The sequence below is a fragment of the Phocaeicola fibrisolvens genome (assembly GCF_025567125.1).
GTDB lineage: Bacteria > Bacteroidota > Bacteroidia > Bacteroidales > Bacteroidaceae > Phocaeicola > Phocaeicola fibrisolvens.
The window spans coordinates 22,398-42,992 of record NZ_JAOQJI010000010.1 but is presented as its reverse complement, the minus strand read 5'-3'; the positions used below and the strand labels follow the sequence as shown (position 1 = coordinate 42,992).

Genomic DNA, 20,595 nt, shown 5'->3' with positions numbered 1-20,595 from the left:
TTCAGGAAAAACGTCTAAGCGTTTTCATCCAAACGTCTAAGCGTTTCACTTAAAACGCTTAGGCGTTTTGCTTAAAACGTACTTGCGTTTGAGTTCAAACGCCTAGGCGTTTTTCAGACAAATAAATTGGGAAGTATTTCCGGCAAATATCCGCTTCGGATTCTCCATTCCTGCGGATACAAATTGTTGGCCCGATTGCCGATATTTTTGGCAAAGCCCAATGCCTGTCCGCGATAAGCCAACACCACATATCCTTTCGATACCTCCGGTGAAAGAGTCACCGCCTCTTTCCGCAAATAAGCCACAGCCTGCTCATAAGTCAGTTCCGCTGTCGGAAAAGCTTCTTTCCGGAATGCCGTACTCATGGCCAGTGTATGCGAAGGCTGCCAGTCCTTCCCTTTCCATTCTCCCAGTCTGACACCCGCATGCAATACTTTAAGCCAACTTTTCAGCAAATCATAGAGGTCTTTATGGGCCATAGGGAAAGCCACCGCTTCCATCTCTTCCACACGGAATTCGTAACCTTCTGCTCCGTGTATCCATGTCTGCATCTCTCGCGGCACCTGCAGCACCGGTGTTTTTCCTCCTTTTCCTTTTTTGGGAGACTTGCCCGCCGGCTTCACCCGTGCACATTCCCTGTCTTCTTCCGACGTTTTCCGCAAGACAGCCAGAAACAGTCCTTCTCCCGTTGTCTTGTGCGGCAAGAAACGATAAACCGGGAAAGTATGCTCGGTCAGGTTTCCGGTAATATGCCATTCCGGCTTCACTTCCAAAGGCAACACCTCTGCGCCCAGTTCTTGTGCAATCCAGGCCACATTGTCTTCATTCTCTTCCCGGTTGTACGTGCAAGTGCTATACACCAGCAGGCCTCCGGTCTTCAGGCAAGGCCATATATCACGCAGAATCCGACGCTGCCGCTGCCAGCACGTATCCACGTTGGCGATACTCCATTCCTGCACCGCCACTTCATCTTTGCGGAACATTCCTTCTCCCGAGCAGGGCACATCAGTCAGAATCACATCGAAGAGAGGGCCCAGTTCCGTAAAATCTGCCGGATCGTTGTTCGTTACCATCACCTCCGGATTTCCCCATTTGACCAGATTCTCAGCCAGTACCTGCGAACGGTTGCGCATCACCTCATTGGCTACCAGCAGACTGCCTTCGGGCAACACCGACCGGGCCAGTGTGGATTTTCCTCCAGGAGCCGCACACAAATCGAGCATCACAACCGGTTTCTGCACATACTGCCGGAGTGCCTGGGCCAAAAACATGGACGATGCCTCCTGCACGTAATAACATCCGGCGTGAAACAACGGGTCGAACGTGAACGCCGGCCTGCCGGACAGGTAGTATCCTTCCGGACACCAAGGCACTGGTGTGCTGTCCACAGGAACAGAAGTACATTTATCCTGATTGATACGGATGCTGACCGGAGTCTCCTTTTCCAAGGCTTCCTCCAACGCAGAAAAGTCGGCATCCCCCATCAGCCGACGTGTGCGAATGACAAAATCAGAGGGTAAATTCATGATGACGCTAAGCAATTATGTTACGCCGGCAAAAATAAAAAAAATTAGCTACCTTTGCAAAAACAAAAAAATCCAATCATGAAACAATATCTTGACTTGTTGCACCGCATCCGTACGGAAGGCGTACGCAAAGACGACCGTACCGGCACAGGCACCCTCAGCGTGTTCGGTCACCAGATGCGCTTCAACCTGGAAGACGGCTTCCCGCTCGTCACAACCAAAAAACTCCACCTGAAATCCATCATCTACGAACTGTTGTGGTTCCTCAAAGGGGATACCAACGTGAAATACCTGCAAGAACATGGCGTCAGAATCTGGAACGAATGGGCCGATGAAAACGGAGACCTAGGTCATATCTACGGCTACCAGTGGCGCTCCTGGCCCGGCTACGACGGTACGTTCATCGACCAGATTTCGGAAGCGGTGGAAACCATCAAGCATAATCCCGACTCCCGGCGCATCATCGTCAGTGCCTGGAACGTGGGCGACTTGAACCACATGAACCTTCCCCCGTGCCACGCGTTTTTTCAGTTCTATGTGGCCAACGGACGACTGAGCCTGCAAATGTACCAGCGCAGTGCCGACACCTTCCTGGGCGTACCGTTCAACATCGCCTCCTATGCCCTGCTGCTGCAGATGATGGCACAGGTGACCGGACTGAAAGCGGGTGATTTCATCCACACGCTCGGAGATGCCCACATCTACTTGAATCACCTGGAACAAGTTGATTTACAGCTGACACGCACTCCACGCCCCTTGCCTACCATGAAAATCAATCCGGACGTGAAGGACATCTTCAGCTTCCAATACGAAGACTTCCAGCTGGAGAACTACGACCCGTGGCCACACATCGCGGGAAAAGTATCCGTATAACCCACTTTAAAGAACAGAAATATGACCTTATCCATCATCGCCGCCATCAACCAAAAACGAGGCATCGGCTACCAGAACAAATTGCTTTACTGGCTGCCCAACGACCTGAAACGTTTCAAGGCACTCACCACAGGCCACACCATTCTGATGGGACGGCATACCTTTGAATCTCTCCCCAAAGGAGCCCTGCCTAACCGGAGAAATGTCGTACTGAGCAGAAAGGATTTACATTTTGAAGGAGCAGAATGCTTCCACACACTGGAAGAAGCCTTGAAATCCTGCAAAGAGGAAGAAGAAGTCTTCATCATCGGAGGAGCCACGCTCTACACGGAGGCCCTTCCGCTGGCCGACCGCCTCTATCTGACAGAAGTGGAAGACGACCAAGTGCCCGCCGACACTTTCTTCCCGGAAATAGACCGCCATATATGGCAAGAAAAAAGTAGAGAATGCCATCCAACGGACGAAAAGCATCTCTACTCCTATAGTTTCGTTGACTACGAACGTACACAAAAATAAGTGTCACGTATCAATCATCGTCATTCGCCAGGTCCATAATTGGCATCTGGCGTTTGATGGCTTCACGGAAAGAAATAATTGTTTCCGAACGTGACAGACCCAGCGGCTGAAGCTTGTCATGAATGATTTCCAGCAGGTGATGATTGTTTTTCGCATAAATTTTGATAAACAAGTCATACTGTCCGGTCGTAAAATGACATTCCACTACTTCCGGAATGTGCTTCAATGCTTCCGTAACCGTGTCGAATTGTTCCGGGTCTTTTAAATACAAACCGATGTAGGCACAAGTTTCATAGCCTATCTTTTCCGGATCAATGATGAATTCTGAACCTTTCAGAATTCCCAGGTTCGTCAACTTTTGAATTCGCTGATGAATAGCGGCTCCCGATACATTACACGCGCGTGCCACTTCCAAGAATGGAATACGTGCATTGCCTGCAATCATACGCAGGATCTGTTCGTCTAAGGTGTCTAATTGATGATGTCCCATCTTCTATGTTTTTGTATTCATGCAAAGGTAATACTTTTTCTTTATATAATCTCAATATTTATAACCTTTACTTGATTTTTAACATGAAATTTGTAGAAACACAAGGACTTATCTTCAACTTACACTTTTCATGTTCCAACCGCCACATTCAGCGGACAGCAGGCGCTGCTTGTCTCAGAACTGGAACAAGGCCGTGAATACAATACGATTGTTTTTCACCAGATGCGTATTGGTCACGCGGGCCTTTGCAGTATAATCTCCATACCAGGCACCTGTCCAGGTATATTCGGCCCCGATTTTCCAATTTGGACGGTTATAAGTAAATTCAGCACCCAACGTATTCAACTGGTCAATATCGGTTCCAGTCCCCAACACTCCGGTCACTTCTTTCGATGCACCCAGGTTTTTCAGATATCCGGCAAAGATTCCGCCACGGAAGGTACTTCCATACATCATATTCAACCAAGTATGAGAAACGCGCACCGGCGTATATTCCTGTTCCCCGGTCCGGGAATCAGTGGAAGTAATGCCATAACCTCCGATGGTACTGGCCTGTGTGAGATTGGAGCCCAGCACACTCTTGGCAGCCAACAGGAAACGCTGGTGCGTATACTTCACATGTGCCTCGGCAGAAACTCCCGTAATGCGTTCGCTCACCTTGTAGGTTTTTCCATCATATTCCGACTGCGTACGAGGAGTGATGGAAGCCACATGTACGCCTGCTCCGGCCAATAAACCCGGGCGTTTATAATCCATTCCCAGATAAAATTCCGGCATACATCCGTTCTTGATGAAACTCTGGTTCTTCTGAGTAGTTGTCGCACCTGCCTGATTGGAAGACGGACCGACAGACAGATATTGTGACTGCCATACGGCAGCAGCAGTCAGCACGAAATGTTTTTCCGTCAAACGGTAGCGCACCTGAGGCGCACGGCTGAAAGGCTGATAAGGAGCTCCCATATTCAGGTTCAAGATGTCGGGCGACACATCTCCATATAAAGGATGCCAGGTCTGTCCTACCAACAACGCAGATTTTCCCCAATCCAAATTAAAATAGGCATGACGAATACGAATCAGCGAATAGGTGGTACCTGAACCGCGGAAGTCTATCTCTACCTTTGCCGAAGTCTTAGCCTTTCCCCACATCGGCCCGGTCACATCCACTCCCAACCTAGTATATAAGGTATAGAAATTACCGTCGGGTTTTGCATTCAAATCCTTTCCATCCGCATCGGGAGCCATATCCTTGGGATACATATAAAAAAGTCCATCCACTGTCTCCGAATTGGAACGGCTGTTATAAAACAGGTCCGTACGTACCTGGCCATAAAACTTATAGCCAAAATCTTTCTTCTGAGCCATTACTCCCGTCGAAACAACGGCCATGGCCCACATCAAAAAGAATTGTTTTTTCATTTGATTTCACTTTTATCCTTTACCGGCTGCAAAAGTAGCCATAATCTGTTGAACAGCCAAACAAATCGCTACAAGGAACGTACCCGGCGGAACCAGCACATGAACCACACCGCCGCTACCAACGTACAGCCTCCTCCAATGGCATAGGAGACTTCACTCCCCAACGAAAAACCTTCGGGGGCAATAAACAAATAAGTGGAGCAGACACATGTCATGAACAGGGCTGGCACCAAAGTCACCCAGTAATTTTTCCGGGCTCCCACCAGATAGACTGTAATGGCCCATAGCGTAAAGACAGATAAAGTCTGGTTACACCAGGCAAAATACCGCCAGATTATCTTGAAGCCTTCCGCATCGCCAAAACTATAGACCAGCAATCCTACGGTGACCAGAAAAATCGGAATACTGATGACCAGACGCTTTCCGATGGAACGCTGCTCCACGCGGAAGAAATCGGCCACAATCAGACGGGCCGAGCGGAGAGCTGTATCGCCACTCGTTATCGGAGCTGCCACAATACCCAGAATGGCCAGGATACCGCCAAAGGTACCCAACCAGTCCTTGGAAATGTCAGTGGCTACCTTGGCTCCTGAATAAGCCACTCCTGTCACCTTGTCTACAATGCCGTTTTCCTGAAAGAAATACGTCGCAGCGGCTGCCCAAATCAGCGCCACAATACCTTCGGTTACCATCGCCCCGTAAAACACCGGACGACAATGTTTCTCATTGGTAATGCAACGCGCCATCAAGGGGGATTGAGTGGCATGGAAACCGCTGATGGCCCCACAGGCAATGGATATGAACATCATCGGGAATATGGGGTTTTTCTCATACTTGGTTCCAAATCCTTCCCATATCTCCGGAAGAGCCGGACTTTTCACATACAGCATGACCAGAACTCCTACCGCCATGAACAACAGGGCAAATGCAAACAACGGATATATCCGACCGATAATCTTGTCGATAGGAAGCATGGTGGCCAAAATATAATACAAGAAGATGACCACCACCCAGAAATACACATTCAAGGAAGCAGGTGTCATTCCGGCCAACAGTTCCGCAGGTCCTGATACAAATACAGCCCCCACCAGAATCATCAGCAATACCGTAAATACACAAGCTACCTTTTTCGTTCTTATTCCCAGATAACGGCCGATAATTTCCGGCAAGCTTTCCCCCCTGTTCCGCAATGACAACGTGCCGGACAGAAAATCGTGGACCGCACCGGCAAAAATCGTACCGAACACAATCCACAAGTAAGAAGCCGTGCCGAACTGTGCGCCCATGATAGCCCCGAAAATAGGCCCTAAGCCGGCAATATTCAAGAACTGAATCATAAAGATTTTCCACGTAGGAAGTGGAATGAAATCAACTCCGTCTGTCAGGGTCAATGCCGGAGTTTTTCGGGCAGAATCAGGTGCGAACAACGTGTCAATGTATTTTCCATAAACCCAATATCCTACCACCAGTAAAACCAATGCGATAGTAAATGCGACCATAGATTTTCGATTTATCTCTTATTTCGGCGCAAAAGTAATAAAAAGAAGAAAACCGACGCCAAAATAAGATAATTTTAATTCATGAAAAGCCTCCATTTCTATAAAAACGCATTCAGTTCTCTTCCGTTTATAAACAAGATTGAGACCTGATGCAAGACATACTACCACACATTCCTTCGAAAACTGCATTTTCAATTTGTCTCTGCAAACAGCTTTAATTATATTTGCGCAAATTTTGAATCCGACATGCGAATACTTATCAGTCTGCTATTCATAGGCTGCTCTCTTTTTATACAAGCACAGCCTAAAGGAGAAATTCGTGCCACCTGGCTGACCACGCTTGGAGGGATGGACTGGCCTTCCAAAAGAGCCAATTCTCCGCAAAGCATCGAAGCACAAAAAAACGAACTAAGACACCAACTGGATGAATTGAAAGCCGCGCATTTCAATACTGTACTTTTCCAGACTCGCCTTCGGGGAGATGTCATATATCCTTCCGCTTTTGAAACGTTCGCAGAATGCCTGACAGGACATACCGGAAAGAATCCCGGATATGACCCCCTCCAATTCGCCGTAGAAGAATGTCACAAACGGGGACTGGAATTACATGCCTGGCTGGTATGTATCCCTATTGGCAACCAGCGTCAGGTAGGTTTGCTGGGAAAAAATTGTGTAACTAGAAAACAGCCGAAACTCTGTAAACAGTTTCAAGGAAGCTGGTATCTGGATCCCGGAAATCCCGGAACTGCCGAGTACCTCAGCCAAATTGCCAAAGAAATCGTCTCTCATTACGATGTAGACGGTATTCACCTAGACTATATCCGCTATCCGGAACAAGGTGAAAAGTTTCCCGACCAAGATACCTACCGGAAATATGGAAAGAAACAAGACCTCAAACAATGGCGAAGAAACAACATCACCCACATTGTCCGACGCATCTATACAGAAGTCAAGAAGCTGAAACCTTGGGTGAAAGTAAGCAGTTCTCCCATTGGAAAGTTCAACGATACCCGACGTTATTCATCTTTTGGATGGAACGCCTACAGCACAGTATACCAGGATGCTCAAAAATGGCTCGATGAAGGAATACAGGATGCCTTGTTCCCGATGATGTATTTTCAAGGGAACCATTTTTATCCTTTTGCACTCGACTGGCTGGAAAACAAGAACGAACGCTGGGTCGTTCCCGGACTGGGCATCTATTTTCTTCACCCCAAAGAACAAGACTGGAAACTGGATGAAATTATACGGCAAATCTATTTTACACGAAAAATCGGATTGGAAGGTCAAGCCTATTTCCGCAACAAATTCCTGCTTGACAATACCAAGGGAATTCTAGATGAACTTAAAAACAACTTCTACGTCTATCCTGCAGTAGTCCCTCCTATGACATGGGCCAAAAGTGAAATTCCGGCAGCACCCTCTTCTCCTTCCCTGAGTTTGCAAGAAAATGGCATCCGCATGAGTTGGAAAGCTTCCACGTCTTTACCCGGAGGCATTTATTACCGTGTATATGCATCAGATGCTTATCCGGTAGATACAGAAAAAGCTCAAAATCTGATAGTCACACGCACCGACAGCTGTCAGTACACATTCATAGCCAGTCTTTTCGAAAAAGGAGGAATCTACTGGGCTGTCACCACTGTCGACCGATATGGACATGAAAGTGTCCCATTGGCCCTGAACATGCCTCAGAAAACAGAGCCTTCCATTCTATACGGAGAATATCCTTCTGTTCCTCAAGGATATACTCTCATTATCAGCGATGTGACCGGACTGGAAATTCTACGTACGACAGATCCAGAGAAAGATATACCAAAAAAAATCGGGAAGGGATTTTTCCGATTCAGCCTGATGGCTCCCGATGGAAGCATTACCCCGGCAGGAGTCACGATATACTGAGAAGGTTTTATTCCAAAACGCATGGTTATAAAAGGAATAATCACTAAATTTGCACATTCAATTGAAACAAACAAACTTACTATACTCATGAGCAATCAACGATACATGCAGCGCGGCGTATCTGCATCGAAAGAAGATGTACACAACGCCATCAAGAACATTGACAAAGGTATTTTCCCGAACGCATTCTGTAAAATTATTCCTGATATTCTGGGAGGTGATCCGGAATATTGCAACATCATGCATGCCGACGGAGCCGGAACAAAATCCTCACTGGCCTATTTGTACTGGAAAGAAACCGGCGACTTGTCTGTATGGAAGGGCATCGCACAGGATGCACTGATTATGAACATTGATGACTTGTTGTGCGTAGGTGCGGTAGACAATATTTTGGTATCTTCTACCATTGGACGCAACAAGCTGCTTGTACCGGGTGAAGTGATTTCAGCCATCATCAACGGAACAGACGAACTGCTGGCCGAACTCCGCGAAATGGGCGTCGGTGTATATGCTACTGGTGGAGAAACTGCTGATGTAGGCGACTTGGTCCGCACCATCATCGTGGACAGTACGGTAACTTGCCGTATGAAACGTGCGGATGTCATCAACAATGCCAATATCCGTCCGGGAGATGTGATTGTGGGTCTGGCTTCTTACGGTCAGGCAACTTATGAGAAAGAATACAACGGCGGTATGGGCAGCAACGGACTGACCAGTGCGCGTCACGATGTGTTCAGCAAATACCTGGCAGAGAAATATCCGGAAAGCTATGACCATGCCGTACCTGAAGAACTGGTTTACAGTGGCAAACTGAAGCTGACAGATGCAGTAGAAGGTTCTCCGCTGGATGCCGGCAAACTGGTGCTTTCTCCGACACGTACCTATGCTCCGGTAGTCAAGAAACTGCTGGATGCCCTGCGTCCGCAAATCCATGGTATGGTTCATTGCTCAGGTGGTGCCCAAACAAAAGTACTGCACTTCGTAGGCGACAACTGCCGGGTCATCAAAGACAACCTCTTCCCTGTGCCTCCTTTGTTCCGCACCATCAAGGAACAGAGCGGTACCGACTGGGACGAAATGTACAAAGTGTTCAACATGGGACACCGTCTGGAAGTCTACCTGTCACCGGAACATGCAGAGCAGGTAATTGAAATCAGCAAGTCGTTCAACATCGATGCACAGATTATCGGACACATCGAAGAAAGCGATCACAAAGAACTGATTATCCGTTCCGAATTCGGAGAATTCAAATATTAATCAGCGACCTCTTACAATTGTATGAAACCGCAAGAAAAGCAAGGATGTCTTATCGGCATCGGATTACTTATTTTATGGTTTGTCCTTTTCTTTCTCAGTATTGAATTTGACGCTCCCATTCTAAAAGGTCTAAGTTTTGGAATTCCAGGGTTTTCCATTTCCTTTATTTATGGGAAATACTTTGGTGTCAAAGAGTTTCAATGGAAAGCCAAAAGAGACTTACCACTCATCTTGCTGGGGCTCATATTGTTGGTATTCTTTACCTGGATAGCCTATAGCAGATTATGGTAAACAAATACCTATCTAATCACTCAACTGTATAAGCATTCCATTAGAATGGCAGAAAACAATACATTACTGGAAAAATTAGACGGTTTGGTTTCACGTTTTGAAGAGGTCTCTACATTTATTACAGACCCGAATGTGATAGCCGACCAAAAACGATACGTCAAACTGACTAAAGAATATAAGGAACTGGGCGACATTATGGCTGCCCGCAAGGAATATTTGCAATGCCTCAACGGACTGGAGGAGGCTAAAATGATGATGTCCGAAAACGACCCGGAAATGAAGGAGATGGCCCGCGAAGAAGCAGCTGCCTGTGAAGCCCGTATTCCCCAGCTGGAAGAAGAAATCAAACTGTTGCTGGTACCTGCCGACCCGCAAGATGACCGCAACGCCATCCTGGAAATCCGTGGAGGTACGGGAGGAGATGAAGCAGCAATCTTTGCCGGCGATTTGTTCCGCATGTACTCCAAATACTGTGAACGCAAAGGCTGGAAACTGGAAGTATCCAGCGCCAACGAAGGTGCTGCCGGAGGCTTCAAGGAAATTATCTGTTCTGTCACGGGAGACAAGGTATATGGTACTTTGAAATATGAATCAGGTGTGCACCGCGTGCAGCGTGTGCCAGCCACAGAAACTCAGGGACGTGTTCATACATCAGCAGCCTCGGTTGCCGTACTTCCCGAAGCAGAACCCTTCGATGTAGAAATCAACGAAGGTGAAATCAAATGGGATACCTTCCGAAGCGGAGGTGCGGGAGGTCAGAACGTGAACAAGGTAGAATCGGGGGTCCGTCTGCGCTACAACTGGAAGAACCCGAACACGGGTATCGTGGAAGAAATCCTTATCGAATGTACGGAAACCCGCGACCAGCCGAAGAACAAGGAACGTGCCCTGAGCCGTCTGCGTACTTTCATCTACGACAAGGAACACCAGAAATACATCGACGACATCGCTTCCAAACGAAAGACCATGGTGAGCACCGGTGACCGTTCGGCCAAAATCCGCACGTACAACTATCCGCAAGGACGTATCACCGACCATCGCATCAACTATACCATCTACAACCTGGCAGCCTTCATGGACGGCGACATTCAGGACTGCATCGACCATCTGATTGTGGCCGAAAATGCAGAACGGTTGAAAGAAAGCGAATTATAAAAGTAAGGTGTATAATTTTACCCCTTACCGTGAACAATAAAGTCACATTATTACCATTAATCATAAAAACATTATGAACAAACAGGAATTATTTGAAAACATCAAAAAGAAAAAATCTTTTTTATGTGTAGGACTGGATACCGATATCAAGAAAATTCCGGAACACCTTCTGAAAGAAGAAGACCCGATTTTCACATTCAATAAAGCAATCATCGATGCCACTGCCCCTTACTGTATTGCCTATAAACCCAATTTGGCCTTCTATGAAAGTATGGGTGTAAAAGGATGGATTGCTTTTGAAAAGACAGTGGAATACATCAAAAAGAACTATCCTGACCAGTTCATTATTGCCGATGCCAAACGTGGCGATATCGGTAACACTTCGGCTATGTATGCCCGCACTTTCTTTGAAGAACTGAACATCGATTCTGTCACTGTAGCTCCCTACATGGGTGAAGACAGCGTGACTCCGTTCCTCACTTATGAAGGCAAATGGGTCATCTTACTGGCACTGACTTCCAACAAAGGCTCACACGACTTCCAGCTTACGGAAGACAAAGAAGGCGAACGCCTCTTCGAAAAAGTATTGCGCAAATCACAGGAATGGGCCAACGACCAAAGCATGATGTACGTGGTAGGTGCTACTCAGGGACGTATGTTTGAAGACATCCGTAAAATTGTCCCCAACCACTTCCTGCTGGTACCGGGTATCGGTGCACAAGGTGGTTCATTGGAAGAAGTCTGCAAATACGGTATGACCAAAGAATGTGGCTTGATTGTCAATTCAAGCCGTGCCATTATTTATGCCGATAAGACTGAGAACTTCGCCAAAGTAGCAGGCGAAGAAGCACAAAAAGTACAGCAGCAAATGGAAAAACAACTGACAAACATCTTGTAACATACAAGATTACTTACATAAAGTATACAAGAAGTATGAAGTTTATCCCCAGGAAACTTTATACTTCTTTTTTTATTCTGAAATCCATGCAAAAATTCCTATGCTAAGAGAGATTTTGGGCGCACACATAAAAATCAGAGGGCATTTCAGGCAAATAATTGGCATTTTTCACTGATATATAAAAAAAAAATACGTAATTTGCATAATTAAGTAGTAAGTATGCTTTTTTCAAGTAACAACAATTTGAAAAACAACAAGGAAAACAAAGGAACAAAAGATAATCAATATGGAGTTCTCAGCTAAACAAATTGCGGAATACATCCAGGGAATTATAATAGGAGATGAAAATGCCAAAGTACATACCTTCGCCAAAATAGAAGAAGGCATACCAGGTGCATTATCTTTTCTATCCAACCCCAAATATACTCATTACATATATGAAACCCAGTCTTCCATTGTACTGGTCAACAAAAATTTCCATCCAGAACATGAAATCAAGGCTACTCTGATTAAAGTAGACGATGCATACGAAAGTCTGGCTAAATTAATGACGCTTTATGAAATGAGTATGCCGAGAAAGAAAGGAATCAGTTCATTAGCTTCCATCGCAGAAAACGTCAAAATTGGAAAAGATGTATATATCGGTCCTTTTGTCTGCATTGAGGAGGGAGCCGAAATTGGAGATAATGTATACATACATCCACAGGCTACTATAGGAAGTAATGCCAAAATTGGTACGAATACCATCCTTTATCCTCATGTCACTGTGTACCACGATTGCAGAATCGGCAACAACTGTATTCTGCATGCAGGTGCAGTCATCGGAGCCGATGGTTTTGGATTTGCTCCCGCACCGGAAGGTTACGAGAAAATTCCTCAAATTGGAATTGTCATAGTAGAAGACAATGTGGAAGTGGGTGCCAATACCTGCATAGACCGTGCAACTATGGGAGCGACGCTTGTGCATGAAGGAGTTAAACTCGATAATTTAATACAAGTAGCACATAACGTAGAAATTGGTAAAAACACCGTAATGGCATCTCAGGTAGGGATTGCTGGATCGGCCAAGATTGGCGAATGGTGTATGTTCGGGGGCCAAGTAGGAGTAGCCGGTCATATCAAAGTAGGAGATCACGTGAATGTAGGTGCCCAGTCGGGTATCCCGGGAAATACGAAGTCTCACACCACTTTAATGGGCTATCCAGCCATCGACCCAAAGCAATTTGCACGTTCTGCGGCCATTTATAAAAAGCTTCCAGATATGTATGTAGAACTTGGACGCTTGCAGAAGGAAATCGAAGAATTAAAAAAACAACTAAATAAATAAACCCATGTTGAAACAACAAACCTTAAAAGGCAGCTTTTCACTCAATGGTAAAGGACTCCATACGGGAGTCAAACTTACTGTTACGTTCAATCCTGCCCCAGAGCACCACGGGTATAAAATACAGCGAATCGATTTGGATGACCAGCCTATACTGGATGCCGTTGCTGAAAATGTAGTGGACACTACCCGTGGAACAGTTTTAGCAAAAAACGGGGTAAAAGTTAGTACCGTAGAACATGCATTGGCTGCTTTGTATGCAGCAGGCATAGACAACTGCTTGATTCAGGTAGACGGGCCAGAATTTCCTATTCTGGACGGTAGTGCCAAGGCCTACGTGGAATGCATTAAGCGAGTAGGTATCGAAGAACAAACTGCTCCGAAAGACTATTACATCATCAAGTCCAAAATTGAATTCCGCGACGAAGAAACGGGTTCATCCATCATTGTTCTACCAGATGACAAGTTCAGCGTCAATACATTAATATCTTATGACTCCAAGATTCTGACAAACCAATATGCTACACTGGAGAATATGGGAGATTTCCCTACAGAAATTGCTTCAGCACGTACATTTGTGTTTGTCCGTGAAATTGAACCGTTATTAAACGCCGGACTCATCAAAGGTGGAGACCTGGACAATGCCATTGTCATTTATGAAAAACAGATGACTCAGGAAAGTTTTGACAAACTGGCTGATGTCATGGGAGTTCCTCACATGGATGCCAGCCACCTGGGATACATCAACCACATTCCTTTGGTATGGCCCAATGAACCGGCACGCCACAAACTACTGGATATCATTGGAGACTTGGCGCTTGTAGGGAAACCCATCAAAGGACGCATCATTGCTACCCGCCCGGGACATACCATCAATAACAAATTTGCACGCCAGTTACGAAAGGAAATTCGCCTGCATGAAATCCAGGCTCCCGTATACAACTGCAACGAGGAACCTCTGATGGATGTAAACCGCATTCGTGAGCTACTTCCACATCGTTATCCATTCCAGCTGGTAGACAAAGTAATTGCCATCGGTGCCAACTACATCGTAGGCATCAAAAATGTCACCTCCAATGAGCCCTTCTTCCAAGGACATTTCCCGCAAGAACCTGTCATGCCGGGTGTGTTGCAGATAGAAGCCATGGCACAGGTTGGAGGCCTGCTGGTATTGAATTCGGTAGACCAGCCTGAAAGATATTCTACCTACTTCCTGAAAATCGACAATGTCAAATTCCGCCAGAAGGTGGTTCCTGGAGACACCTTGATTTTCAGAGTTGAACTGATGGCACCTATCCGTCGAGGCATATCTACCATGAAAGGATATATTTTCGTAGGCGAAAAGATTGTCTGCGAAGCTGAGTTTATGGCACAAATTGTAAAAAACAAGTAACATGATCAGTCCTTTAGCATATATAGATCCTGAAGCACAAATTGGGGAAAACGTTGAAATAGGTCCCTTCGTTTTCATTGACAAAAATGTAATAATAGGCGACAACAATGTCATTATGCCTAATGCTAATATCTTATATGGTTCCCGCATCGGAAACGGGAACCGGATTTTTCCAGGCGCCGTAATCGGTGCAATTCCGCAAGACTTAAAGTTTCATGGGGAAGAAACTACGGCCGAAATAGGAGACAACAATACAATTCGTGAAAATGTCACCATCAATCGGGGTACGGCAGCCAAAGGAAAAACGATTGTAGGCAATAACAATTTACTGATGGAAGGTGTACACGTAGCCCACGACACCCTTGTAGGCAGTGGATGTATCATCGGAAACCAGACGAAAATGGCGGGTGAAGTCATTATCGACGACAACGCCATTGTCAGTGCTTCCGTGCTGATGCACCAGTTCTGCCGTGTAGGAGGCTACGTCATGATTCAAGGAGGATGCCGGTTCAGCAAAGATATCCCCCCTTTCATCATAGCCGGACGTGACCCTATCGCTTATTGCGGTATCAATATTGTAGGACTAAGACGAAGAGGCTTCTCCAACGAACTGATTGAGAATATCCACAATGCCTATCGCATCATCTACAACAGCGGTAGGATGGTTGCCGATGCCATTGAAGAAATCCGCCGGGAAGTACCGATGAGCAAAGAAATAGAATACATCATTTCATTTGTGGAAAACTCACAGCGAGGCATTATCCGATAAAAAAGATTTTGTATATTTACCACATCAACCAAAGACAAACAAAAATGGTATACAAATTTAGAATCATATCCGACGAAGTCGATGATTTCTTGAGAGAAATCAAAATTGACTCAGAAGCTTCATTCTATGACCTGCACGAAGCAATACTGAAATCTACAGGATACAAGGATGACCAGATGACCTCTTTCTTCATTTGCGACGATGACTGGGAAAAAGAGACCGAAATAACCCTGGAAGACATGGGAACCGGGAGTTCGGAAGAAGATACTTACGTAATGAAAGATACCCGCCTGAGCGAACTGCTAGAAGACGAGAAACAAAAACTATTGTATGTATTTGACCCGCTGGCAGAACGCGTATTTTTCATTGAACTGTCGGAAATCATTACCGGAAAAGACCTTGACAAAGCGGTATGTTCACGTAAAAGCGGTGAAGCACCCAAACAGACAATTGATTTCGATGAGCAGATGAATACCAATGCTGCACTCGACTTGGACGAAAACTTCTACGGCGACCAGGACTATGACATGGAAGACTTTGATCCGGAAGGTTTCGACATCAACGAAGGAAGCGGAAATCCTTACGACGAAGACAAATACTAAAAATATTCCCGATTTTTCAATCGGCCAATCGCAATGAATGTCATCCTGGACTTTGGTTCAGAATGACATTTATTTTTCCTGCTCACCTAAAAACTTTATCCATGAAAAAGCCCACTCTCATTGTACTTATCGGCCCGACCGGCGTTGGTAAAACCGAATTAAGCTTGTCCATCGCCGAGCATTACCATACCTCTATCATTTCCTCCGATTCCCGGCAATTATATAAAGACTTGAAAATTGGTACTGCAGCTCCTACCCCTACCCAGTTATCAAGAGTTCCTCACTATTTTGTAGGGACCCTGGCGCTGACCGATTACTATAGTGCGGCTCAATACGAAGCGGAAGTCTTGAAGAAATTGGAGGATTTATTTCAAACCCACGCGGTCGTGCTCATGACTGGCGGCTCCATGATGTACGTGGATGCGGTCTGCAAAGGAATTGACGACATTCCTACAGTCGACAAGGAAACCCGTGACCTGATGTTGCATCGCTACGAAACAGAAGGTTTGGAACAACTCTGCGCAGAACTGCGAGTACTCGATCCGGAATATTATCGGATAGTAGACTTGAAAAATCCCAAAAGAGTGATTCATGCATTGGAAATCTGCTACATGACCGGAAAGACGTATACGTCCTTCCGTACTCGCACACAAAAGGAACGTCCCTTCCATATTGTGAAAGTCGGACTGACACGCGAACGGGAAGAACTTTATCAACGTATCAACCAGCGAGTAGACGAAATGATGAAAGAAGGCCTGCTGGAAGAAGCTAAACGTGTTTATCCCTACAAACATCTTAACTCATTGAACACTGTAGGTTATAAAGAAATCTTCAAGTATCTGGACGGAGAATGGGAACTTCCGTTTGCCATCGAAAAAATCAAACAGAATTCACGAATCTATTCCCGGAAACAAATGACTTGGTTCAAAAGAGATCCGGAAATCACCTGGTTCCACCCGGACCAGAAAGAAGCCATTCTGCATTATCTGTCCACCCAAATTCCGCAAGATTAACTTTCTCCATCTTCGAGCAGAAATTCTTTCCGGAACATATCCACAAACAGAAGAAACAAAGACACCAGTAAAGGGCCAAAAATAATTCCCATGAAACCAAACAGAGGAAGTCCGGCCACCACTCCAAAGATGGTAATCAACGGATGTACGTCTGCCATCTTCTTTTGCAACAGGAAACGGATCAGGTTGTCACATTGTGCCACAATGATGGCTCCATATCCCAGCATCATCAAGGCACTCACCCAATTTCCTACAATCAAAAAATAAACGGTAATCGGTCCCCAAATCAAGGCTGTACCCACCAATGGAATAACTGAAGCAAAAGCTGTGAGCATGGCACTCAGGAACGGATTGGGCGCATCACAAATCAGGTATCCTCCCAAAGAAATAAATCCTTGGATTATGGCCAGCAAAGGAATACCAATGGCATTGGAGCGCACCATCAGCTGCACTTTCTTCAAGACTTCTATCTTATTCTCCGCTCTGAAAGGAAGCAATGTAGATATATAATGTTCCATGGATTTCCCTTCATACAGCATGAAAAACATCAACATGATGGCTACACACAGATTGACCAGCAAATCGCTCACTCCACTCATCACAGACTGCCCGATGGAAGATGCCTGTGCCACCAGAAAAGAAAGACTTTTTTCCGACAACACATCAAAGCCTGTACGGTCTTTGATAAAATCGACCACCTGCCACATGGGCCTGATAATAGCTTCCGTATCAAAATGCATCTGTGAAACCTGGCTCACCAAGGCCCAGCCAAACAAAGAAAGAGGGACTAGAATAAATAACGTCACAACAATTGTAACCAGCCATACCGCCAGTGCAGGCTTCATTTTGGTTTGAAGCCAGAAAGTCACGTTACGCAAAAGCAAATAAAGCGTAAATCCACCTAAGATACCATTCATAAAAGGCTGAGCCTGGCGGAACAACAGGAATCCCAACCCTAAAATAAACACAATCAGTGAATATTTCCAGTACTTTTCCTTGACCATTTTTCTGTATTATTTTTCCTTTGCTTCTTCCTGTGGAATCCGGAAAGCCGTATACAATTCCAATACAGCCGAAATTGTCAGACAGACAATCCATTCATTCCGCTTCCAAAGCAACATCACCACTCCTGTCAACACCAGCAGCATCGCCCCTAGCAGTTGCTGACGACGCAGACGACGAATTACCACATTGCTACCCTTATAGTCCGAAACCAGCTGTACGTATGCAAACAAACAAGCTCCTACCAGATAAACATACGGAGCCCATTCCAATTTCATAAACTGAAGCACCAGTCCGACAAACAGTACCACTGCTCCACCTACAGCCAGCTGATCATTTCTTTTCGAATCCATTTATTTGTCTTTCTCAAAAATAAAAATATCCTCATTCTCCTTTTTCATCAGGTACTTTTCACGAGCTACCTTTTCCAGCGCCTCTTTGTTGGAAGTAATCTCCTTCAGTGCCTTACTGTCTTCCTCATACTGCTTTCGGTAACGTTGAATCTCTGTCTTCAACTGATGAATTTCCCGTTTGTGCGACACGCGCTGTATCAGGCTGTTCTCGTCGAGCACCCCGATAATCAGCAAGAAAAGTCCGAATGTCACCCAATATTTATGACGCCCGATAAAAGCCCATATATTAGCCAGTTTACCCATAAAAATATGCTCTTTATTACCCTGCAAAGATAGAAATTATTTCGCAGCAAGTCCATGACAAGACAGAGATTTTATGTACATTTGCAAAAATATGAAGGAATCAAACAAACAGAATCAACCCATGGAAAATTATATCGTATCGGCACGCAAATACCGCCCGTCGACCTTCGACACCGTAGTGGGACAGCGTGCATTGACCACGACCCTGAAAAATGCCATTGCCAACCATAAACTGGCGCACGCCTACCTGTTCTGCGGTCCGCGAGGGGTAGGAAAAACCACCTGCGCACGTATCTTTGCCAAGACCATCAACTGCCTGCATCCCACGGCGGAAGGAGAGGCGTGCAATGAATGTGAATCGTGCAAGGCATTCAACGAACAGCGTTCTTATAATATCCATGAGCTGGATGCCGCTTCCAACAACTCAGTCGAAGACATCCGTTCCCTGATTGAACAGGTACGTATCCCGCCACAAATTGGCAAATACAAGGTGTACATCATCGACGAGGTGCACATGCTGTCTACGGCGGCTTTCAACGCCTTCCTGAAAACCTTGGAAGAACCGCCTCAGCACGCCATTTTCATCCTGGCCACCACGGAAAAGCATAAAATCCTGCCGACCATTCTGAGCCGTTGCCAGATTTATGACTTCAACCGCATCACGGTGAGCGACACGGTGGAACACCTTGAGAATGTGGCCCGTAAGGAACATATCGAGGCCGAACCGGAAGCCCTGAACGTGATTGCCCAAAAGGCGGACGGAGGTATGCGCGACGCACTTTCCATCTTTGACCAGGTGGTGAGTTTCACCAACGGACACATCACCTACCAGAGTGTCATCGAGAACCTGAACGTATTGGACTTCGAATACTATTTCAAACTGACCGATTTCTTCTTGAAGAACAAGGTTTCCGACTGTTTGCTGACCTTCAACGACATTCTTCGGAAAGGCTTCGACGGCAACCATTTCATCACCGGACTGACCTCCCATTTCCGTGACCTGCTGGTGAGCCGTGATCCGGCCACCCTGCAACTACTGGAAACCGGGGCTTCCATCCGCGAACGCTATCAGGCACAGGCACAAAAATGTACTCCACAATTCTTGTACAAGGCCATGAAACTGTGTAATGACTGCGACCTGAGTTACCGCCAGAGCAAAAACAAGCGTCTGCTGGTGGAACTAACCCTGATTCAACTGGCACAGCTGACGGCCGAACCAGAAGACACGGGCAGTGGGCGTAGCCCTAAGAAACAGTTATCTCCCGTTTTCCACACCGCGCAAGCCGGTCAGTCTGCTACACAGTCACAGGCAGCCCCAGCAACTACTACAGCCACCACTGCGCCTCATGCAGCTCCGCAGCCTCAACCAGCCGCCCAATCTACGGCTCAGCCAACTGCCCAGCCACAGCCTTATACCACGACCTTAAAGCAGGCAGAAGTGCCTTACACCAAAGCCAGTCCGCTTCCGAAAGCCGCCACTGAAAGAAAGGCACCGATTCTCAAGGCAGGCAGTTTGGGCATGTCCATCCGGAAAGCACAGACACAGGCGACTGCTCCGGCTCCACAGCCTGCAACACAGGCTCCCGTACAAAACGCCGCCGACAACTGGGAAGACTATATCTTCAATGAAAAAGACCTCGGCTACTACTGGCGTGAGTTTGCCAGCCTGTTGCCCAAGGAAGAAGCGGCCAATGCCGGACGTATGATGAACATGCATCCCCATCTGCTGGCCGACCAGCATACCTTCGAAGTGGCAGTGGACAACGACATCGTGCAGAAATACATGCAGCACCTCGCTCCGCAGATAGAAGCCCATTTGCAGGAGAAGCTGCACAACCGCAAAATCAAGATGACCACGCGCGTGAGTGAAGCCAACGAGAACGTGCGGGCTTACAGCCATGTAGAACGTTTCCAGATGATGAGCAAAAAGAATCCCAGTCTGGTGAAGCTCAAAGAAGCCTTGGGACTGGAACTCTCTTGAGAACTGCATCCTTATAAACATAAGACAGGCGG

General features: G+C 46.3%; 20 protein-coding genes. 13 read left to right on the top strand and 7 right to left on the bottom strand.

The genetic code is table 11. From position 1 onward, the window contains the following. Window positions 1–113 precede the first annotated feature (113 nt). Complete coding sequence (locus OCV81_RS06235; RefSeq protein WP_148329296.1) at window positions 114–1,526, bottom strand: methyltransferase RsmF C-terminal domain-like protein; 1,413 nt, start codon at window positions 1,524–1,526, stop codon at window positions 114–116. A 78-nt stretch (window positions 1,527–1,604) separates the two neighbouring features. Between OCV81_RS06235 and OCV81_RS06230 the strand changes: the two genes are divergently transcribed. Beyond that, window positions 1,605–2,399, top strand: a complete 795-nt coding sequence (locus tag OCV81_RS06230; RefSeq protein ID WP_148329294.1) for a thymidylate synthase — start codon at window positions 1,605–1,607, stop codon at window positions 2,397–2,399. Window positions 2,400–2,420: 21 nt separating this feature from the next. Continuing rightward, window positions 2,421–2,915 (top strand): dihydrofolate reductase, encoded by a 495-nt coding sequence (locus tag OCV81_RS06225; RefSeq protein WP_148329292.1) that lies wholly within the window; start codon window positions 2,421–2,423, stop codon window positions 2,913–2,915. Between the two features lie 10 nt (window positions 2,916–2,925). On the opposite strand, the gene OCV81_RS06220 is transcribed toward OCV81_RS06225, so the two are convergent. The 3 genes from OCV81_RS06220 to OCV81_RS06210 all read right to left on the bottom strand — a co-directional run bounded on the left by OCV81_RS06220 (window position 2,926) and on the right by OCV81_RS06210 (window position 6,320). Then, window positions 2,926–3,405 carry an Lrp/AsnC family transcriptional regulator gene (locus OCV81_RS06220; RefSeq protein ID WP_148329290.1) on the bottom strand — a complete coding sequence of 160 codons (480 nt, stop codon included), beginning with the start codon at window positions 3,403–3,405 and terminating at the stop codon, window positions 2,926–2,928. 174 nt (window positions 3,406–3,579) lie between these two features. Beyond that, a complete protein-coding gene (locus OCV81_RS06215; protein WP_148329288.1) occupies window positions 3,580–4,821 on the bottom strand; it encodes a hypothetical protein in 1,242 nt (413 codons plus the stop codon). Window positions 4,822–4,889: 68 nt separating this feature from the next. Next, window positions 4,890–6,320 carry a carbon starvation CstA family protein gene (locus tag OCV81_RS06210; RefSeq protein ID WP_148329286.1) on the bottom strand — a complete coding sequence of 477 codons (1,431 nt, stop codon included), beginning with the start codon at window positions 6,318–6,320 and terminating at the stop codon, window positions 4,890–4,892. 246 nt (window positions 6,321–6,566) lie between these two features. Between OCV81_RS06210 and OCV81_RS06205 the strand changes: the two genes are divergently transcribed. The 10 genes from OCV81_RS06205 to miaA all read left to right on the top strand — a co-directional run bounded on the left by OCV81_RS06205 (window position 6,567) and on the right by miaA (window position 16,924). Continuing rightward, complete coding sequence (locus OCV81_RS06205) at window positions 6,567–8,222, top strand: glycoside hydrolase family 10 protein (RefSeq protein ID WP_148329284.1); 1,656 nt, start codon at window positions 6,567–6,569, stop codon at window positions 8,220–8,222. An 87-nt stretch (window positions 8,223–8,309) separates the two neighbouring features. Further along, window positions 8,310–9,479: an AIR synthase-related protein gene (locus OCV81_RS06200; protein ID WP_148329282.1), complete on the top strand. Its 1,170-nt coding sequence runs from the start codon at window positions 8,310–8,312 to the stop codon at window positions 9,477–9,479. 21 nt (window positions 9,480–9,500) lie between these two features. Beyond that, complete coding sequence (locus OCV81_RS06195; protein ID WP_148329280.1) at window positions 9,501–9,770, top strand: hypothetical protein; 270 nt, start codon at window positions 9,501–9,503, stop codon at window positions 9,768–9,770. Between the two features lie 45 nt (window positions 9,771–9,815). Then, window positions 9,816–10,925, top strand: coding sequence for a peptide chain release factor 1 (gene prfA, locus OCV81_RS06190; protein WP_148329278.1), 1,110 nt, complete (start codon window positions 9,816–9,818; stop codon window positions 10,923–10,925). 73 nt (window positions 10,926–10,998) lie between these two features. Next, window positions 10,999–11,823 (top strand): orotidine-5'-phosphate decarboxylase, encoded by an 825-nt coding sequence (pyrF, locus tag OCV81_RS06185; RefSeq protein ID WP_148329276.1) that lies wholly within the window; start codon window positions 10,999–11,001, stop codon window positions 11,821–11,823. Between the two features lie 286 nt (window positions 11,824–12,109). After that, window positions 12,110–13,150, top strand: a complete 1,041-nt coding sequence (gene lpxD, locus OCV81_RS06180) for a UDP-3-O-(3-hydroxymyristoyl)glucosamine N-acyltransferase (RefSeq protein WP_148329274.1) — start codon at window positions 12,110–12,112, stop codon at window positions 13,148–13,150. 4 nt (window positions 13,151–13,154) lie between these two features. Beyond that, on the top strand, window positions 13,155–14,540 hold the full coding sequence (locus tag OCV81_RS06175) for a bifunctional UDP-3-O-[3-hydroxymyristoyl] N-acetylglucosamine deacetylase/3-hydroxyacyl-ACP dehydratase (protein ID WP_148329272.1): 1,386 nt from the start codon (window positions 13,155–13,157) through the stop codon (window positions 14,538–14,540). Between the two features lies 1 nt (window position 14,541). Further along, entirely contained in the window at window positions 14,542–15,309 is a 768-nt protein-coding gene (gene lpxA / locus OCV81_RS06170) for an acyl-ACP--UDP-N-acetylglucosamine O-acyltransferase (protein ID WP_148329270.1), read from the top strand. A gap of 44 nt (window positions 15,310–15,353) precedes the next feature. Further along, window positions 15,354–15,911: an IS1096 element passenger TnpR family protein gene (locus tag OCV81_RS06165; protein ID WP_072543410.1), complete on the top strand. Its 558-nt coding sequence runs from the start codon at window positions 15,354–15,356 to the stop codon at window positions 15,909–15,911. A 101-nt stretch (window positions 15,912–16,012) separates the two neighbouring features. Beyond that, entirely contained in the window at window positions 16,013–16,924 is a 912-nt protein-coding gene (gene miaA, locus OCV81_RS06160; RefSeq protein ID WP_148329268.1) for a tRNA (adenosine(37)-N6)-dimethylallyltransferase MiaA, read from the top strand. Here miaA and OCV81_RS06155 read toward each other — a convergent pair. The 3 genes from OCV81_RS06155 to OCV81_RS06145 are packed head-to-tail and all read right to left on the bottom strand — an operon-like array spanning window position 16,921 to window position 18,582. Then, window positions 16,921–17,928: an AI-2E family transporter gene (locus tag OCV81_RS06155; RefSeq protein ID WP_148329267.1), complete on the bottom strand. Its 1,008-nt coding sequence runs from the start codon at window positions 17,926–17,928 to the stop codon at window positions 16,921–16,923. The two genes, miaA and OCV81_RS06155, sit on opposite strands and share 4 nt — an antisense overlap. A 9-nt stretch (window positions 17,929–17,937) precedes the next feature. Further along, window positions 17,938–18,279 carry a hypothetical protein gene (locus OCV81_RS06150; protein ID WP_148329266.1) on the bottom strand — a complete coding sequence of 114 codons (342 nt, stop codon included), beginning with the start codon at window positions 18,277–18,279 and terminating at the stop codon, window positions 17,938–17,940. Further along, entirely contained in the window at window positions 18,280–18,582 is a 303-nt protein-coding gene (locus OCV81_RS06145; RefSeq protein ID WP_148329265.1) for an FtsB family cell division protein, read from the bottom strand. 121 nt (window positions 18,583–18,703) lie between these two features. On the opposite strand from OCV81_RS06145, the gene OCV81_RS06140 reads away from it, so the two are divergent. Continuing rightward, a complete protein-coding gene (locus OCV81_RS06140; RefSeq protein ID WP_148329264.1) occupies window positions 18,704–20,563 on the top strand; it encodes a DNA polymerase III subunit gamma/tau in 1,860 nt (619 codons plus the stop codon). Window positions 20,564–20,595: the final 32 nt, after the last annotated feature.

Coding starts and splice junctions, on each gene's coding strand:
- OCV81_RS06235 (WP_148329296.1), bottom strand. CDS start 1,526: ATGAATTTACCCTCTGATTTTGTCATTCGCACACGTCGGCTGATGGGG.
- OCV81_RS06230 (WP_148329294.1), top strand. CDS start 1,605: ATGAAACAATATCTTGACTTGTTGCACCGCATCCGTACGGAAGGCGTA.
- OCV81_RS06225 (WP_148329292.1), top strand. CDS start 2,421: ATGACCTTATCCATCATCGCCGCCATCAACCAAAAACGAGGCATCGGC.
- OCV81_RS06220 (WP_148329290.1), bottom strand. CDS start 3,405: ATGGGACATCATCAATTAGACACCTTAGACGAACAGATCCTGCGTATG.
- OCV81_RS06215 (WP_148329288.1), bottom strand. CDS start 4,821: ATGAAAAAACAATTCTTTTTGATGTGGGCCATGGCCGTTGTTTCGACG.
- OCV81_RS06210 (WP_148329286.1), bottom strand. CDS start 6,320: ATGGTCGCATTTACTATCGCATTGGTTTTACTGGTGGTAGGATATTGG.
- OCV81_RS06205 (WP_148329284.1), top strand. CDS start 6,567: ATGCGAATACTTATCAGTCTGCTATTCATAGGCTGCTCTCTTTTTATA.
- OCV81_RS06200 (WP_148329282.1), top strand. CDS start 8,310: ATGAGCAATCAACGATACATGCAGCGCGGCGTATCTGCATCGAAAGAA.
- OCV81_RS06195 (WP_148329280.1), top strand. CDS start 9,501: ATGAAACCGCAAGAAAAGCAAGGATGTCTTATCGGCATCGGATTACTT.
- prfA (WP_148329278.1), top strand. CDS start 9,816: ATGGCAGAAAACAATACATTACTGGAAAAATTAGACGGTTTGGTTTCA.
- pyrF (WP_148329276.1), top strand. CDS start 10,999: ATGAACAAACAGGAATTATTTGAAAACATCAAAAAGAAAAAATCTTTT.
- lpxD (WP_148329274.1), top strand. CDS start 12,110: ATGGAGTTCTCAGCTAAACAAATTGCGGAATACATCCAGGGAATTATA.
- OCV81_RS06175 (WP_148329272.1), top strand. CDS start 13,155: ATGTTGAAACAACAAACCTTAAAAGGCAGCTTTTCACTCAATGGTAAA.
- lpxA (WP_148329270.1), top strand. CDS start 14,542: ATGATCAGTCCTTTAGCATATATAGATCCTGAAGCACAAATTGGGGAA.
- OCV81_RS06165 (WP_072543410.1), top strand. CDS start 15,354: ATGGTATACAAATTTAGAATCATATCCGACGAAGTCGATGATTTCTTG.
- miaA (WP_148329268.1), top strand. CDS start 16,013: ATGAAAAAGCCCACTCTCATTGTACTTATCGGCCCGACCGGCGTTGGT.
- OCV81_RS06155 (WP_148329267.1), bottom strand. CDS start 17,928: ATGGTCAAGGAAAAGTACTGGAAATATTCACTGATTGTGTTTATTTTA.
- OCV81_RS06150 (WP_148329266.1), bottom strand. CDS start 18,279: ATGGATTCGAAAAGAAATGATCAGCTGGCTGTAGGTGGAGCAGTGGTA.
- OCV81_RS06145 (WP_148329265.1), bottom strand. CDS start 18,582: ATGGGTAAACTGGCTAATATATGGGCTTTTATCGGGCGTCATAAATAT.
- OCV81_RS06140 (WP_148329264.1), top strand. CDS start 18,704: ATGGAAAATTATATCGTATCGGCACGCAAATACCGCCCGTCGACCTTC.